Source organism: Leucobacter weissii (genome assembly GCF_017565745.1).
In the GTDB taxonomy this organism is placed as follows: Bacteria; Actinomycetota; Actinomycetes; order Actinomycetales; family Microbacteriaceae; genus Leucobacter; species Leucobacter weissii.
Genome location: NZ_JAGDYM010000016.1, coordinates 133638 through 149088, shown reverse-complemented (window position 1 = coordinate 149088; position 15451 = coordinate 133638). Strand labels below are relative to the sequence as shown.

The following is a 15451-nucleotide window of genomic DNA, read 5'->3' as shown; positions in this document are numbered from 1 at the left end:
GTTATAGCGTCAGGGAAACGCCCGGTCACATTCCGAACCCGGAAGCTAAGGCTGACAGCGCCGATGGTACTGCACTCGGGAGGGTGTGGGAGAGTAGGACACCGCCGAACCCCCTTCACAGAAAAGGCCGTTCAGATGGCACCAGTTACTGGTTCTCATCTGAGCGGCCTTTTCTCTTTTCCGATACGTGGACGGAGACGCCGAGCGCAGCGGCGATCCGCTTGGAGGCTAGGCTCATGAACGAACGACCGGAGCGCAGAAAGCCCGGCGGGTCTCGCGACGGCAAGAAGTCCGGCGGATCCCGCGACGGGCAGCAGAGCGGCCGTCGTCGCGACTCCCAGCGGTCGGGGAGCGGCGCGCGCGGCGGAACGGATCGCGACCGGGACCGCACGGGTTACGGGCGCGGCGGAAGCCGCGGCGGAGGGCGCAGCGACCGCGGCGGGCGCGACCGCGAGTTCACCGAGGCCGAGCGCCTCCAGCACGAGCTGCGTCCGGTGCGCGCCGAGCATCAGGATCCTGAGATCCCCGAAGAGGTGCGGGCGAAGGATCTCCCCCCGGGTGCGCGCAACGAACTGAAGACACTGCAGGCGGAGACGCAGGAGCTCGTCGCGCGGCACCTGGTCATGGTCGCCGCGCTCATCGAGGACAATCCCGAGCTGGCGCATCGGCATGCCATCTCGGCCAGCCGTCGTGCCGGCCGCATCCCCGTGGTGCGGGAGACGCTGGCCGCGACCGCCTACCGCATCGGAGACTTCGCGCTGACGCTGCGCGAGCTGCGCACCCACCGGCGTCTGAGCGGTTCCCAGCGCAACATCGCCCTCATCGTCGAAGCGGAACGCGCGCTCGGTCGTCCCCAGAGAGCCATCGAGGCCGGTCATGAGGCCGATCCCCAGCAGCTGAGCCCCGAGGAGCGCGCCCAGCTGGCGATCGCGATGTCCGGAGCGCGCTTCGACCTCGGGCAGATGCAGCAGGCGCTGCTCGAGCTCGAGATCCCGGAGCTCGACCCCACGCGGGCCTATCCCTACAGTCCCGAGTTGTTCGCCGCGTACGCCGCGATCCTCGAGGAGCTCGGTCGCGAGGGCGACGCCGCGGTGTGGCGCAACCGCGCCGAGTACGCCGAGGAGGCCCTGCAGTCCCGTCTCGCCGCCTCGGACCAGCTGGAGGTGCTCGAGATCATCGAGATGGAGGATCCTGCGACCGACTGAATCGCGGCGGCGATAGGGTCGTCGTATGGCGTTGTTCAAGCGAAATCAGTCGCAGCTCCCCGCTCCCGTCGACGGCGTCGAGTTGCTGGTCGCCGATCTCGACGGCGTGGTCTACCGCGGAAAGGCGGCGATCCCCGGGGCCGTCGAGAACCTCAACCGGGCCGCGGAGTCGGCGAGGCTCGGATACCTCACCAACAACGCCTCCCGCACCGACGCCGCGGTCGCCGAGCAGCTGAGCGGCCTCGGGTTGCGCGCGCGTCCGGCCGACGTCGTGACGAGCCCCCAGGCCGCCGTGGCGCTGCTGCGCGACGCCGTGGCGCCGGGCTCGACGGTGCTCGTCGTCGGCGGGGCCGGCCTGGTCGACGAGCTGGGCAAGGCCGGGTTCGCGGTGACCCGCAGCGCGGACGACGATCCGGCGGCGGTCGTGCAGGGCTTCGCCCCGGAGGTCGGCTGGGCGCAGCTCGCGGAGGCGGCCTTCGCGCTCGCGGAGCGGCCGGGGAGGGATCCGCTGCCCTGGATCGCGACCAACACCGACTGGACGCTGCCCCTCGAGCGGGGCCTCGCGCCCGGCAACGGCACGCTGGTCTCCGCCGTGCACACCGCCGTGCAGCGGCTGCCGCTGTTCGCGGGCAAACCGGAGTCCCCGATCTACGAAGCCGCCTTCGAGCGCTTCGGCACGCGGAACGCGCTGATGGTGGGGGATCGCCTGGACACGGACATCAAGGGCGCCCGAGCCGTCGGGATCCCCTCCGCGCTCGTGCTGACGGGGGTGGACCGCCCGAAGCAGCTGGTCGCCGCGTCGTCCGACATGCACCCCGACTTCATCGTCGCGACGCTCGCCGGACTGCACGAGCCGTATCCCGAGACGACGTTCGACCGCTCCGGCGCCGCGCGCGTGGGCACGGCGCGCGTGCGCATGGACGGGCACATCGTCCGGATCGTCGATCGGGGCGATTCGCCGCTGAACCTGCTGCGCGCGGGCTGCGCGGCCATCTGGGCCTCCGGGCTCGCGATCTACGGACTCGACGTGCCCGAGGAGCTGTACGCCGACCACTGGCGCTGAACGGGCATGAAGTCGATGCTTCATCGGCTCCGGTGCGCGTGAGGTTCCTTCGGCCCCGCGCGACGGGCGACGAGGATCCGTCAGGCGCCGTGCACCACGTCGCCGCCGAGCACCGTCAGGCGGTTGCGGGTGAGGTGCAGTTCGGCGGCGGGCCCCGCGAAGGGGTCGCGGTCCGCGAGCGCCAGGTCGGCCACCGCGCCCGGCTCGATCGAGCCGCCCGGGAGACCGATCAGGCGGTGCGATTCGAACGTGTAGGCGGTCAGGGCGTCGTCGAGCGTCAGCGCCTCGTCCGGCAGCAGCGGATCGAGCCCGGTACCGCCGGGCTCCTGCCGGGTGACCGCGACGTGGACGCCCTGCCAGGGATCCGGAGTCGACACGGGCCAGTCGGATCCGAAGGCGAGCGTCGCCCCCGAGCGCAGCAGCGAACGGAACGGATACTGCCAGCCGGCTCGCGTCTCGCCGAGCAGGGGGAGCGTGAGGTCGAGCATCTGCTCGTCCAGGCAGGCCCAGAGCGGTTGCGCGTTCGCGGTGACCCCCAGCTCGCCGAAGCGGGGCAGATCCACGGGGTCGACCACCTGGATGTGCGCGATGTGGTTGCGCCGGGCCGCGCGCACCGCAGCGGGCACCGCCTCGACCGCGTCGAGGGCGTAGCGCACCGCACGGTCGCCGATCGCGTGGAAGTGGGCGTCGAGCCCGGCCTTGTTGAGGAGCGGCACCAGCTCGAGCAACTGCTCGCGGCTGAAGTAGGCGAGTCCGGTGCCCTTGGGGCCCGCGCCCTTCTGGCAGGCGCACGCCCCCGCCGTCGGATCGAGGTACGGTTCGGTGAGCGCCGCGGTCTCGTTCTCCGGCACCCCGTCGACCATGATCTTCGCGGTGTCGAGTCGCAGCCCGTCCCGGGCGTAGCGATCCCGGCGGGCCACCAGGCCGCGCACGAACTCCGGGATGCCCATCCCGTCGAAGTCGCGCGACACCCACAGCGCGCCCGTGGCCCGGGCGCGCAACTCACCGCGGTCGACCAGTTCTCGATAGATCGGCGTGAGATCCGGGTAGCCCGCGTACTCGCCGAGGATCGCCTCCTGCCACCCGGTGATCCCGAAGCCGAGCAGGCGCCGCTGGGCCGTCAGCAGCCCGGCCCGCGCCTCCTCCGCGCCCGTCTCGGGCAGCACCGGGCTCAGCAGCTCCGCGGCGCCCTCGTGCAGCGTGCCGCTCGGGTTCCCCCGTGCATCCCGCTCGATCCGGCCGTCCGAGGGGTCCGGGGTGTCGGCCGTGATGCCGGCGAGTTCGAGGGCGAGGGAGTTGGCCCAGGCGCCGTGATGGTCGCTGTTGATGAGGAACGCGGGCCGGTCGGGCACGATCCGGTCCAGATCCTCCTTCAGCGGCGTGCCGCCCGGGAAGAACGGCATGCGCCAGCCGCCGCCCAGGATCCACGCCGCCCCCGGATGCCGCCCCGCGTAGTCGGCGACGGTCTCAAAGACCTCCTCGGCGCTCTCGGCCCCGGTCAGGTCGCAGCGGCTCATCTCGATGCCGCCCAGCGCGGCGTGCACGTGCACGTCGACGAAGCTCGGCGTGAGCAGGCCGCCGCGGGCGTCGACCTCGCGCGCGGCGAGCACCCGCTGCCGCAGCGACTCGTCGCCGAGCTCGAGGATCCGGCCCCCCGCGATCGCGACCGCGGTCTGCGGCAGCACGCGGCCCGCCGACCAGATGACGGCGGAGTGGATCAGGAGGTCGGCCGGCACGGGGCGCGTTTCGCTGCTCATGCGGGGATCATACCGGTGGGCGAACGGCCCGCGCTCGCTCGCCGATGCCCGGCGCGCGATAGCCTGGAGGAGTGACGGAGAACACGGAAGCCGCGCCTCAGACCGGCGCTGACACCTGGCAGGACGGCGCCCTGCTCGGCCGCCTCGAGGTGATCGAGGCGCAGCCGCTCGAACAGCGCGCGGAGCGCTTCGACCGGCTCGCCGACGAATTGCTCGCCGAGTTGCAGCGCGGCGACCAGCCGACCGCGGCGCAGGACTCCGACCCGTCCGCCGCCCGCCCGCGCGGAGGCGGCGCGCCAGCGTGACGGAGCGCCTCGACGTCGCACTGGCCGGACGCGGCCTCGCCCGCTCGCGCAGCCAGGCGGCCGAACTGATCGCCGCGGGCCGGGTCCGCGTCGACGGCGCGGTGCTGGGCAAGGCCGGCGCACGCGTGGCCGGCTCGGCCCGGATCGAGGTCGAGGCGCCGGACCACTACGTCAGTCGAGCGGCGCACAAGCTCGTCGCGGGGCTGGATCGCTTCGGCGTGGCGCCCGCCGATCGTCTCGCGCTCGATCTCGGCGCGTCGACGGGCGGCTTCACCCAGGTGCTGCTGGAGCGCGGTGCGCGACAGGTGATCGCCCTCGACGTCGGGCACGGACAGCTCGCCGAGCCCCTCCGGAAGGATTCCCGGGTGGTGGCGATCGAGGGGTGCAACGCTCGGGGGCTGACCGCCGATGCGCTCGCGGAGCTCAGCGGCCGAGCCGAGGCGCCGACCCTGCTGGTGGGGGACCTCTCCTTCATCTCGCTGACGCTGGTCATGCCGGCGATCGCACGGGTGGCCGCCGAGCGCGCCGAACTGCTGCTGCTCGTCAAACCCCAGTTCGAGGTGGGGCGGCAGGGGCTCCGCGGGGGGATCGTCGCCGACCCCGCGCTCGCCGACGACGCGGTGCGGCGCGTGATCCGCTGCGCGGAGGACCTCGGCTTCGCGCACGGCGGGACCGAGCCTTCGCCCATCACCGGAGAGCACGGCAACCGCGAGTTCTTGACATACTTTTGGCAGGGAGGTGCGGAGTGAACGAGCAGCGCAACGAGCAGCGCACCGGAGGATCCGAGGAGCGGAGCGTGCTGGTGGTGTCGCACACCGCCAGGCGCGAGGCCATCGAGGCCACGGTGAGCGCGGTGCACGCGCTCCGCGCGGCCGGTATCCGCCCGGTGATGCCCGCCAGCGATCGGGAGGAGTTCGCACCGCACCTGGATCCCGCGCACATCATCGAGCTCGGCGGAGAGGTCGGCGTCGACGACCTCGAGATCGCCCTGGTGCTCGGCGGCGACGGCACCATCCTGCGCGCGGCCGAGGTGCTGCGCGGTTCGAGCTGCCCGATCCTCGGCGTCAACCTGGGGCACGTCGGCTTTCTCGCGGAGACCGAATCGCACGATCTCGACTTCACGATCGACCGCCTGCTGGCCGGGAGATACGGGGTCGAGGAGCGCATGACCCTCGACGTCCGCGCCACGCTCGACGGCGAGACCGTCGTCGAGACCTGGGCGGTCAACGAGGCGAGCGTCGAGAAGCGCGGCCGCATGCTCGAGGTGGTGGTCGGCGTCGACGGCAGGCCGCTCTCGACGTTCGGCTGCGACGGCGTCGTGCTCTCGACGCCCACCGGATCCACCGCCTACTCCTTCTCCGCGGGCGGACCGGTGGTCTGGCCCGGCGTGCAGGCCCTGCTGATGGTGCCCCTCGCCGCCCACGCGCTCTTCAACCGGCCCCTCGTCGTAGGACCGGACTCGGTGCTGAGCGTCGAGATCCTCACGGAGAGCGGCGGACTCGGCGTGCTCTGGTGCGACGGCCGCCGGCGCACCGAGCTGCCGGCGGGCGCCCTGATCGAGGTGCGGCGCTCCCCGCTGCCGCTGCGCCTCGCGCGCATCGACGAGGCCGTCTTCACCGACCGGCTCGTCGGCAAGTTCCACCTGCCGGTCGCGGGATGGCGCGTCGGATCGGCGAGGCCCGGCGTATGATCGAGCAGCTGCGGATCCGCGAGCTGGGCGTCATCGAGGAGGCGACGCTCGAGCTCGGGCCGGGGTTCACGGCGATCACCGGCGAGACCGGGGCGGGCAAGACGATGGTGGTGACCGCGCTCGGACTGCTCATGGGGGAGCGCGCGGACTCGGGCGCGGTGCGCAGCGGGGCGGATGCGGCACGCGTCGGCGGGCTGGTGCGGACGGATGATCCGCTCGTGCGCGAACTGGTCGAGGAGGCCGGCGGCGAGGTGGAGGCGGGGGATCTCGCGCTCACCCGCACCGTCAGCGCCGAGGGGCGCAGCCGCGCGAGCGTCGGCGGGGCAGCGGCTCCGGTCGGCCTGCTCGGGCGGCTCGCCGAGCGCCTGTTCGCGGTGCACGGCCAGAGCGAGCAGTTGCGGCTGCGCAGCGCCGCCGCGCAGCGGGACATGCTGGATCGCTTCGGCGGGCCGGAGCTGCAGGGCGTGCTCGCCGAGTACCGTGGGGCGCACGCGGCACGGCGCGAGGCCGCCGCTGAGCTCGCCGAGCTCCGCGAGGCCCGCGAGGAGCGGGCGCACGAGGCGGCCGCCCTGCGCGCCGAGCTCGAGGAGATCGCGGCGGTCGATCCCCAACCGGGGGAGGAGGTCGAGCTGCAGCAGCAGATCGACCGGCTGACCCATCTCGAGGAGCTTCGGGTGGCGACCGCGGACGCGTTGCGCGCGCTCTCCAACGACAGCGACGAGCCCTACGCGTCCGACGCGCTCAGCCTGGTCGACACGGCCCAGCGGGAGCTCGAGCGCGCGGCGTCCCGCGATCAGGCGCTCGCCGCCCTCGCGGAGACGCTGCGCGGGCTCGGCTTCCAGCTCGCCGACGCGGTGCGGGAGCTCGCCGCGTACTCGGAGGATCTCGACCAGGAGGGACCCGCCGAGCTGGCGCGGGCCAACGAGCGGCTCGCGGCGCTGAGCGGGTTGATGCGCTCCTACGGCGCCGACACCCGGGCGGTCATCGAGCGCAGCGCGGCGAGCGTGGCCAGGCTCACGGCACTCGAAGGCGACGACGAGCGGATCGGCGAGCTCGAGCACCGGCTCCAGGGGTTGTCGGAGACGGAGGCGCGCCTGGCCGGAACGATCAGCGAGTTGCGCCGCACCGGCGGCGCCGCGCTCTCCGAACTGGTGACCGCCGAGCTGCGCGAGCTCGCGCTCCCGGACGCGCGCTTCGTCGTGGCGGTCGAGCCCGCCGAGCTCGGCGCCCACGGCGCCGACGAGGTGCGACTGCTGCTGCAGCCGCACGCGGGGAGCGAACCCCGGCCGCTCGCGAAGGGCGCCTCCGGCGGCGAGCTGTCGCGCGTGATGCTCGCGCTGGAAGTGGTGGTCGCGGCGGCGGATCCGGTGCCGACCTTCGTGTTCGACGAGGTGGACGCGGGCGTCGGCGGGGCCGCGGCGATCGAGATCGGGAGGCGCCTCGCCCGCCTCGCCCGCACCTCGCAGGTGATCGTCGTGACGCACCTCGCGCAGGTCGCCGCCTTCGCGGGCAACCACCTGCAGGTGATGAAGGATTCGAGCGGCGGCTTCACTCGCTCGAGCTGTCGGAGGCTCGATGGGGAGGAGCGCCTCGCCGAGATGGCCCGGCTCCTCTCCGGCCTCAGCGACTCCCGCAGCGCCCTCGACCACGCGGCCGAACTGCTGGCGCTGGGCGCTGCGGCGTCGTAGCACGGGGCCGCCGCGCCGCAGCGGATGTCGCGGGCAGCGCGACGGGGCGCCTCGCCCGGAAGCGGTGATGTCGCGCGCCCGGCTGGGGCGAACCCTGATACCCTCGCCCCATGAGCAAGTTTCTGCGACGGTTTCGCGCACAGAGGCGACCCGCCGCCCCCGCGGCTCTGAGTCCCGAGGAACGCGCCCAGGCGCTGAGCGAGCACCCCGATGTGGTGCACGCCGACGTGACCCTCCTCGACACCGAGACGCGCGAGATGTACCGGGAGGCGCGCGACGCCGCGGAGGCCGAGCAGGAGCACGAGGAGCAGCGCCAGCGGAACGTGCGCGAGTTCGTGATCCGCAGCCCGTTCCAGGTGGGATTCGTGATCACGCTCGGCGTGCTCGCCGCGATCCTGTTCGGCGGGATCATCGGTCAGCTGAGCACGATCATCATGTACGTCGTCGGCGCGCTCTTCATCGCCCTCGCCCTGGAGCCGCTCGTGCGCTGGCTCGAACGCCGGGGCGTGAAGCGGCCGCTCGGCATCGCGATCGTGTTCGCCAGTTTCATCCTCATCGTCGCGGGCATCTTCGCCATCATCATCCCGGTGGTCGCGAACCAGATCGTCCAGCTGGTCCAGACCGCTCCCGCGTATTTCAACAGCATCGCAGGCGAGCAGTGGTTCCTCGACCTCAAGGACCGCTTCGGCGAGTACATCAACTTCGAGGGACTGCTGCAGACCGGACGCGACTTCGTCGGCAAGCCGGAGAGCTGGGCCCAGGTCGCGGGCGGCGTCTGGCAGGCCGGCGTCGGCATCGCGAACGGACTCACGGCCGGCCTGATCGTGCTCATCCTCAGCCTCTACTTCCTCGCCTCCCTGCAGAGCACCAAGCGCGCCTTCTACTCCATCGTCGCCCGCTCCAACCGGGCGCGGGTCATCGACATCACCGAGCAGATCACGAAGTCGGTCGGCGGCTACGTCAACGGCATCGTGATCCTCGCGATCATCAACTCGGTGCTCGGGTTCGTCATGATGACCATCGTCGAGGTGCCGTTCGCGGGACTGGTGGCGTTCGGGGTCTTCTTCCTGGCGCTGATCCCGCTGTTCGGCTCCGTGCTCGCCACGATCCTGGTCTCGCTCGTCGCGCTCTTCAACTCGCCGACCACCGCGATCATCGCGGCCGTCTACTACCTGATCTACATGCAGGTGGAGGCGTATCTGCTCACGCCGCGGATCATGAACAAGGTCGTCGCCGTGCCCGGTGCGCTCGTGGTGATCGGCGCTCTCGCCGGCGGCACGCTGCTCGGGCTGCTGGGCGCGCTCATCTCCATCCCGGTCACGGCCATGATCCTCATGATCATCAAGCAGGTGTGGGTGCCCCGCCAGGAATTGAAGTAGTGGCCGTGTCCCTCGTCGGACGCGCCCCGCGCGAGTGATAGGATCGAAGTCCGTGGGAGCCCAGCAGAACACGACCGATACGGCCAAGCAGATCTTCGTGACCGGAGGTGTGGTCTCCTCGCTCGGAAAGGGACTCACCGCCGCCAGCCTGGGGAATCTCCTCACGGCGCGCGGACTGCACGTCGTGATGCAGAAGCTGGATCCGTATCTCAACGTGGATCCGGGCACCATGAACCCGTTCCAGCACGGCGAGGTGTTCGTCACGGACGACGGCGCCGAGACCGATCTCGACATCGGCCACTACGAGCGATTCCTCGGCATCAACCTGTCGCAGGCGGCCAACGTCACGACCGGCCAGATCTACTCGACCGTGATCGCGAAGGAGCGCCGCGGCGAGTACCTCGGCGACACGGTGCAGGTGATCCCGCACATCACCAACGAGATCAAGCGGAGGATGCGGCTGCAGGCCGAGGAGACCCCCCGCCCCGACGTCATCATCACCGAGATCGGCGGCACGGTCGGCGACATCGAGTCGCAGCCGTTCCTCGAGGCGGCCCGTCAGCTGCGGCACGAGCTCGGCCGCAACAACGTGATCTTCGTCCACGTCTCGCTCGTGCCGTTCATGGGGGCCTCGGGGGAGCAGAAGACCAAGCCGACCCAGCACTCGGTCGCGGCGCTCCGGGCGCTCGGCATCCAGCCGGATGCGCTCGTGCTGCGCAGCGATCGGCCGGTCACCGAGGACAACCTGCGCAAGATCGCGCTCATGTGCGACGTCGACAAGGACGCCGTCGTCAACGCGATCGACGTGGCGAGCATCTACGACCTGCCGAAGCTGTTCAACGATCAGGGCCTCGACCGGACGATCGTCGAGCACCTCGGACTGGACGAGCGCGCGCCGAGCGTCGACTGGAGCACGTGGCAGCCCGTGCTCGACTCGGTGCACGAGCCGCGCGGCGAGGTCGACATCGCGCTGGTCGGCAAGTACATCGACCTGCCCGACGCCTACCTCTCGGTGACCGAAGCCCTGCGCGCCGGCGGGTTCGCGCACGCCACCAAGGTCAACGTGAAGTGGGTCGCCTCCGACGACTGCGAGACGCACGAGGGCGCGCGGGCCGCGCTCAGCGACGTCCACGCCATCTGCGTGCCGGGCGGCTTCGGCGTGCGCGGCATCGAGGGCAAGCTCGGCGCCCTGCGCTTCGCCCGCGAGAACGGCATCCCCACGCTCGGCCTCTGCCTGGGGCTGCAGTGCATGGTGGTGGAGTACGCCCGCAACGTCGTCGGGCTGGCCGGCGCCTCATCGTCCGAGTTCGACCCCGACACCCCGGTGCCGGTGATCGCGACCATGGCGGAGCAGATCGAGCACCTCGCGGGCGGCGACCTCGGCGGCACCATGCGTCTCGGCCTGTACGAGGCGAAACTGAGCGAGGGCTCGATCGTGGCCGAGCTCTACGGGTCCCCGGTCGCGAGCGAACGGCACCGGCATCGCTACGAGGTGAACAACGCCTACCGCGAGCAGATCGCCGACGCCGGCCTGATCTTCTCCGGCACCAGCCCCGACGGACAGCTGGTCGAGTACGTCGAGCTGCCGCGCGGCACCCACCCGTTCTACGTCGCCACCCAGGCGCATCCCGAGCTGCGCTCGCGCCCCGGCCGACCCCACCCGCTCTTCGCCGGGCTGGTGGACGCGGCGATCGAGCGCCGCGAGGCGGCGCGCCTCTTCGACGCCTGATCGGCGCCCCCACGATGCCGAACGACGGTGCGCCCCCGGCCGAGGGATCCGAGCCGCTGCGGGATGAGCCCGCGGGCGATGTGCGGGTGCGCTCGACCGAACTCGTGGCCCCGGGCCGCGTCTGGGATGTGCGCCGCGAGCGGTTCGCATTCGGCGACGGCGAGCTGACGCGCGACTACGTCGACCACCCGGGCGCGGTGGCCGCGCTCGCGCTCGACGAGGCCGGGAGGGTGCTGCTCATCCGCCAGTACCGGCACGCGATCGCGCATCGCGACTGGGAGATCCCCGCCGGGCTCATGGACGCGCCGGGGGAGAGCGGCGCCGACGCCGCTCGTCGCGAACTCGCCGAGGAGACGGACCTCGAAGCGGAGCGCTGGGATCTGCTGCTCGACGTCTGGACCAGTCCGGGCGGCAGCAGCGAGGCGGTGCGCGTCTTCCTCGCGCGCGATCTCCGGTCCGCGAGGGCGCCCTTCGAACGCGAGGGCGAGGAGGCCGAGCTGCTGCTGCGGTGGGAGCCGCTCGACAGCGCAGCCGAAGCCGTGCTCGCCGGCCGGGTCCGGAACGCGATCGCCGCAGCCGCGGTGCTCGCCGCGGTCGCGGCCCGCGCACGGGGGTGGAGCACCCTCCGCCCGGCCGATGCGCCCTGGACCGCCCGAGACCTCGCGCGGGGGCAGAGAAGCTCCCCCTCGCCGTGAAGCCCGCCGACGGCGCCGCGCGCTACCTCCGTCACGTCGCGATCGAACGCGGTCTCTCCCGCAACACGCAGGCCGCCTATCGGCGCGACCTCGACGCCTACGCCGACTGGCTGACCGGACGCGGCATCGACGATCTCGCACGCGTCGACCCCGAGACGCTGGCGCGCTACGTGGCGGAGCTGTCCGGAGCCCGGATCGCGGAGGATCCCGGCGAGGATCCCGCGGAGGATCCGCCTGCACCGCTCTCCCAGGCGTCGATCGCGCGACGGATGTCGACGGTGCGCGGCCTGCACCGCTTCCTCTTCGAGGAGGGGCTGCTGCCCGATTTCGCGGGCAGCGGACTGCGCACCCCGAAGCGGACGCAGCGCCTGCCGAAGGCGCTCGCGATGGATCAGATCCAGGCGATCCTCGACGCGGCCGGTGGCGAGGACCCGGTCGGCCTGCGGGATCGAGCACTGCTCGAACTGCTCTACGCCAGCGGTGCGCGGGTCAGCGAGATCACCGCGCTCGATCTCGACGATCTCCTCGCGGGCAGCGGATCCGGCGACGGCGACGCCTGGACCGATCCCGAGCGCGTGCTGGGCGGGGGCGGCTTCATCCGGGTGACGGGCAAGGGCTCCAAGCAGCGGGTCGTGCCCTACGGCGGGTACGCCGGACGCGCGCTCGCCGCGTATCTGGTGCGCGCGCGTCCCGGGATGGTCGCGCGGGGGGCGGGCACGCCGGCGCTGTTCGTCGGGCCGCGCGGGGCGCGGATGAGCCGGCAGAGCGTGTGGCTCGCCATCCGCGCCGCGGCCGAGCGCGCCGGGATCGCCGCAGAGGTCTCGCCGCACACCATGCGGCACTCCTTCGCCACGCATCTGCTCGCGGGCGGAGCCGACGTCCGCACCGTGCAGGAGCTGCTGGGGCACAGCTCGGTCACCACCACCCAGCTCTACACGAAGGTGACCGCCGACACCCTGCGCGAGCACTACCTGATGTCGCATCCTCGGGCGCGTTAGCGCCCTCGGATCGTGGTTGATGCGCCGCTGGTGAGCGGCGGTTCGCGTGCGGTTCGGAACGCGGCGCGTTCCTCATGCCGCCCGCGCGCACCCGCGCCAGGTGCCTCTTCCTCTCCTTCCTCTCCTTCCTCTCCTTCCTCTCCTTCCTCTCCTTCCTCTCCTTCCTCTCCTCCCTCTCCTCCCTCTCCTCCCTCTCCTCCCTCTCCTCCCTCTCCTCCCTCTCCTCCCTCTCCCCCTCCCCCCTCGCCGTTCGCCGTGAGTGGACTCGAAACGCCCTTTCGAACGGAGTCAAAGGGCAGTACGGGTCCACGGGGAGGGCGCGGGCACCCCGGGGGAGGGCCCGGCGCCGGGGTGGAGCGGCGAGAGGGAGAGCGGGGGAGAAGGAAGAGAGGGAGGAGAGGAAAGGGGGAGGATCGCGGAAGGGCGCAGGAGGGCGGAGCCTCAGAGCTTGCGACCCGGGTTCAGGATCCCCTTCGGGTCGAAGGCGCGCTTGACGGCGAGCTGCAGCTCCCGCACGCGCGGTGAGAGCTCGCCGTCGAGTGCATGCAGCTTCTCGGTGCCCACGCCGTGCTCGCCGCTCACCGTCCCGCCGAGTTCCTGCGCCGCGGAGAGCAGGGCCCGCTGCGCCTCCCGGGCGAGCCGCGCCTGCTCGGCGTCGTCCGGATCGTAGGCGACGACCGGGTGCAGGTTGCCGTCGCCGACGTGTCCGCCGACCGAGACGATCACGCCGAAGCTCCGCGAGATATCCGCGGCGCGCGCCGCGAACGCGCCGAGGCGCCCGCGGGGCACGGCGATGTCCCCGTGCAGCGCCCCGCCGGTGTAGGCGTCGAGCGCGGGATTCAGTGCGCGACGCGTCGCGAACAGGCGGTCGAGCCGCTGCGGATCGTCGGCGCGATCGACGCGGAGCGCGCGGTGCTCGGAGAAGATCCGCTCGAAGGCGTCGAGCTCCTCCTCCGCCCCCACGCGGGCGTCGGTGACGGCGAGCAGCCAGGCACGGGCGGATGCCGGCGCCTCGATGGTCGGGTCGTGCGCCCGGATCGCCGTGAGCGCGACGTCGTCGAGCATCTCGAGCACCGCCGGGGGCGCCGCCTCGGTGGCGACGGCTGCGGCGGCCTCGAGCGCGTCGTCGATGCGCGGGAACAGCGCGGAGACCCCTCTGGAGGGGCCTGGTGCGGAGCGCAGAGTCACCGTGGCCTCGGTCACGAGGCCGAGGGTCCCCTCGGAGCCCACGACGAGGGAGGTGAGGTCGAGTCCGGTGACCGATTTGATGGTGTCGCGACGCGTGCGGACGACGCTGCCGTCGGCGAGGACGACCTCGAGCGAGCGGACGGAATCCCGAGTCACGCCGTACTTGATGCAGCGCATGCCGCCCGCGTTCGTGGCGATCGTGCCGCCGATGGTCGCCCACTCCGCGGAGACGGGATCTGGCGCGTAGAAGAGCCCGGCGCGTTCCGCCGCGGCCGCGAGTTCGGAGACGAGCACCCCCGGTTCGACGACGGCGAGCCGCTCGAGCGGATCGATCCGCAGGATCCGGTTCATCCCGCCGAAGTCGACGAGGATCGCGCCGGCCACCGCCGACGCCGCGCCCGCCAGCGAGGTGCGCGCGCCCTGCGCCACGATCGGCGCCGCATGCCGGTCCGCGATGCGCACGATCTCCTGCACCTCGGCCGTCGACCGCGGCAGGACCAGCGCCGTCGCAGCGCCCTGAACCGTCCCGGACCGGTCCGCGGCGAGGCGGGCGAGCCGATCCGCGTCGTCCACCACCTGCTCGGCGCCGAGCGCGGCTCTCAGATCCTCGACCACGGCGCTCCGGCTGCGTTCCGTTGCGTGCATCGCCCCAGCGTAATCGACGCCGGGCCTGTTCGCGCCGCCGAGCCCGGCGCGATGTCGCACGAGTGGCTGCCCGAGGCCCGGCTCGAGGACCATCCGTGCGACATCGCGAAGGATCCGCCCCTCCGGCGGCAGCGCCGAGAAGCGGCGCGCCGAGCGATAGGATGGGCGGAAAGCGTGCGGCCGGATTCTGCCGCGGCCCGGAGCGGGCGATGAGAGGGATGCGAGTGGCGAAGAACCAGGCGAAGCGGCAGGTGGGTCCGACCGGGCGACCCGAGCGTTTCATCCCGGTGCCGCAGAAGCTCGACCGGCACGGTCCGGCGCGCATCATCTCGATGTGCAACCAGAAGGGCGGGGTGGGCAAGACGACCACCTCCATCAATCTCGGCGCCGCGCTCGCCCGCTACGGTCGGCGCGTGCTCGCGGTCGACTTCGACCCCCAGGGGGCGCTCTCCGCGGGACTCGGCGTGCCGGCCCACGACGTGCCCACGATCTACGAGCTGATGCTCGGCAAGGTCAAGGACCCGCGCGAGGCGATCCAGCGCACCGCCGTCGAGGGACTCGACCTGATCCCCGCCAACATCGACCTCTCGGCCGCCGAGGTGCACCTGGTGAGCGAGGTCGCCCGGGAGCAGATCCTCGCCGGCGTCCTGCGCCGCGTCGCCGACGACTACGACGTGATCCTGATCGACTGCCAGCCGTCGCTCGGCCTGCTCACCGTGAACGCGCTCACCGCCAGCCACGGCGTGCTCATCCCGCTCGCCTGCGAGTACTTCGCCCTGCGCGGGGTCGCGCTGCTGATCGAGACCGTCGAGAAGGTGCGGGATCGCCTCAACCCCGGCCTGGAGGTCGACGGGATCATCGCGACCATGTACGACCCGCGCACCCTGCACGCCAGGGAGGTGCTCGAGCGCGTGGTCGCGACGTTCGGCGACACGGTGTTCGACACCGTCATCGGGCGCACGGTCAAGCTGCCGGACGCCTCGGTCGCGGCGAAGCCCATCCTGGACTACGCTCCGGAGAACCCGGCGTCCGAGGCCTATCTCCAGCTCGCCCGCGAACTGGTGGAGCGCGGCACCGTCGCCTAGCGGCGCCGTCGCCCAGGGCCCAGC

Annotated in this window: 13 protein-coding genes and 1 rRNA gene; 12 read left to right on the top strand and 2 right to left on the bottom strand. The window is 72.2% G+C overall.

Features of this window, described 5'->3' with window-relative positions; all coding sequences use genetic code 11:
- The 3 genes from rrf to J4H92_RS14120 all read left to right on the top strand — a co-directional run.
- A 5S ribosomal RNA gene (gene rrf, locus J4H92_RS14130) occupies positions 1-110 on the top strand; the annotation flags it as partial.
- 126 nt (positions 111-236) lie between these two features.
- Positions 237-1205, top strand: coding sequence for a hypothetical protein (locus J4H92_RS14125; protein WP_208098824.1), 969 nt, complete (start codon positions 237-239; stop codon positions 1203-1205).
- 25 nt (positions 1206-1230) lie between these two features.
- Entirely contained in the window at positions 1231-2268 is a 1038-nt protein-coding gene (locus tag J4H92_RS14120; protein WP_208098823.1) for an HAD-IIA family hydrolase, read from the top strand.
- 80 nt (positions 2269-2348) lie between these two features.
- On the opposite strand, the gene J4H92_RS14115 is transcribed toward J4H92_RS14120, so the two are convergent.
- Positions 2349-4025 carry an amidohydrolase gene (locus tag J4H92_RS14115; RefSeq protein WP_208098822.1) on the bottom strand — a complete coding sequence of 559 codons (1677 nt, stop codon included), beginning with the start codon at positions 4023-4025 and terminating at the stop codon, positions 2349-2351.
- A 71-nt stretch (positions 4026-4096) separates the two neighbouring features.
- Between J4H92_RS14115 and J4H92_RS15830 the strand changes: the two genes are divergently transcribed.
- The 8 genes from J4H92_RS15830 to J4H92_RS14075 all read left to right on the top strand — a co-directional run bounded on the left by J4H92_RS15830 (position 4097) and on the right by J4H92_RS14075 (position 12509).
- Positions 4097-4330 carry a hypothetical protein gene (locus J4H92_RS15830; protein ID WP_208098834.1) on the top strand — a complete coding sequence of 78 codons (234 nt, stop codon included), beginning with the start codon at positions 4097-4099 and terminating at the stop codon, positions 4328-4330.
- A complete protein-coding gene (locus tag J4H92_RS14105) occupies positions 4327-5079 on the top strand; it encodes a TlyA family rRNA (cytidine-2'-O)-methyltransferase (protein ID WP_208098821.1) in 753 nt (250 codons plus the stop codon). Before J4H92_RS15830 ends, J4H92_RS14105 begins: the two co-directional genes overlap by 4 nt.
- Positions 5076-6020: an NAD kinase gene (locus J4H92_RS14100; protein ID WP_208098820.1), complete on the top strand. Its 945-nt coding sequence runs from the start codon at positions 5076-5078 to the stop codon at positions 6018-6020. The genes J4H92_RS14105 and J4H92_RS14100 overlap by 4 nt, the downstream gene beginning before the upstream one ends.
- Positions 6017-7708, top strand: a complete 1692-nt coding sequence (gene recN, locus J4H92_RS14095) for a DNA repair protein RecN (RefSeq protein WP_208098819.1) — start codon at positions 6017-6019, stop codon at positions 7706-7708. The genes J4H92_RS14100 and recN overlap by 4 nt, the downstream gene beginning before the upstream one ends.
- Before the next feature lie 110 nt (positions 7709-7818).
- Positions 7819-9087: an AI-2E family transporter gene (locus J4H92_RS14090; protein WP_208098818.1), complete on the top strand. Its 1269-nt coding sequence runs from the start codon at positions 7819-7821 to the stop codon at positions 9085-9087.
- A gap of 52 nt (positions 9088-9139) precedes the next feature.
- Positions 9140-10816, top strand: a complete 1677-nt coding sequence (locus tag J4H92_RS14085; protein WP_208098817.1) for a CTP synthase — start codon at positions 9140-9142, stop codon at positions 10814-10816.
- Positions 10817-10830: 14 nt separating this feature from the next.
- Entirely contained in the window at positions 10831-11511 is a 681-nt protein-coding gene (locus J4H92_RS14080) for an NUDIX domain-containing protein (RefSeq protein ID WP_208098816.1), read from the top strand.
- Entirely contained in the window at positions 11508-12509 is a 1002-nt protein-coding gene (locus tag J4H92_RS14075; RefSeq protein ID WP_341783119.1) for a site-specific tyrosine recombinase XerD, read from the top strand. The genes J4H92_RS14080 and J4H92_RS14075 overlap by 4 nt, the downstream gene beginning before the upstream one ends.
- 441 nt (positions 12510-12950) lie before the next feature.
- Here J4H92_RS14075 and J4H92_RS14065 read toward each other — a convergent pair whose 3' ends face one another.
- Complete coding sequence (locus J4H92_RS14065; protein ID WP_208098815.1) at positions 12951-14342, bottom strand: FAD-binding oxidoreductase; 1392 nt, start codon at positions 14340-14342, stop codon at positions 12951-12953.
- A 218-nt stretch (positions 14343-14560) separates the two neighbouring features.
- Between J4H92_RS14065 and J4H92_RS14060 the strand changes: the two genes are divergently transcribed.
- Positions 14561-15427 carry a ParA family protein gene (locus J4H92_RS14060; RefSeq protein ID WP_424960874.1) on the top strand — a complete coding sequence of 289 codons (867 nt, stop codon included), beginning with the start codon at positions 14561-14563 and terminating at the stop codon, positions 15425-15427.
- The last annotated feature ends 24 nt before the right edge of the window (positions 15428-15451 follow it).